The following is a 1,099-nucleotide window of genomic DNA, read 5'->3' as shown; positions in this document are numbered from 1 at the left end:
CACCCACACCGACCCGTCACCGGTGCGCACCAGCAGCGCACCCTCCCGCCGCGCCACCACCTCACCCGGCACCCCCGCCTCCGGAAGCTCGGACGCCTCCGGACCCGCGTGCACGTCGAACACCCGCACCCGACACCCCGCCAGCACCGCACGACCACCCGGCGCCCCATCGGCCGCACGCACCCGCCGCACGATCTCCGCCGTCGGCTCCGACCACGCGAACTCCCGATCCGCATGCCGCATCGCCCGCCGCAACCGCCCCACCACCGGCGCACCCACCCGCTCCACCGGCACCGGCACGAACGACGGATCCTGCGCCCGGACCGCCACCTCCAACACCAGCTCCACCGCCGCATCGGCCACCGGCCCGTTGTACAACGCCGACTTACGCGGCGCCTCCACCGGCATCGCGAACGTCCTAAACCCCCACACCGGCCCGGCGTCCATCTCCGCCACCGCCTGCAACGCCGTCACCCCCCACTCCGGCGCCGACTCCGCGATCGCCCAATCCAGCGACGACGGCCCCCGATCCCCAGGCGGACCAGGATGCACGATCACCGTCCGATACGACCGCCACACCCGCTCCGGCACCCGCTCCTTCAAGAACGGGCAGATCACCAGATCAGGCGCCGCCAGCTCGACCGCCTCCACCATCACCTGCTCGGACACGGCCAGCTCGACACTCACCTCGTGCCCCGCACGGCGCAGCTCCAGCCACACCCGCTGAGACAGACCGTTGAACGACGAACACAGCAGCAAGATACGCAACGCGGAACTTCCTTCACCAAGAACCGGGGGAGAGGGGGACGACACACCGCAACCCGGGCACACGCCGCCCGGGACGACCGCGCACGACAGCTCAGCCGGTCAGACCACGGCGGCGACGAAGCACGGCATTAGAGACAGACCCATTTGCGGCATACATGCCAACGATGCTGACACGACCCAGCAAGCTCTGCTGACAAAACCGTACAGAAACCCGAACTTGCTGGTCTGACTTGAGTGGAAATGACCTAAAAAATCCACTTATGCGCTCGCCTGGAGCTCCCACCAACCCCACCCACACCCACACCTGGAACCCTGTCTCTTATAAATATCT

The 1,099-nt window shown here is 68.0% G+C and carries 1 pseudogene; it reads right to left on the bottom strand.

Annotation, left to right across the window (positions count from 1 at the left end):
* A pseudogene (locus HII36_RS55415) lies at positions 1–768 on the bottom strand (formyl transferase); the annotation flags it as partial.
* Positions 769–1,099 lie beyond the last annotated feature (331 nt).

Origin of the sequence: Nonomuraea antri (assembly GCF_013283785.1) — a bacterium.
Classification (GTDB): Bacteria; Actinomycetota; Actinomycetes; order Streptosporangiales; family Streptosporangiaceae; genus Nonomuraea; species Nonomuraea antri.
Note: the sequence above shows the minus strand (reverse complement) of the source record. Positions and strands in the feature narration are given on the sequence as shown.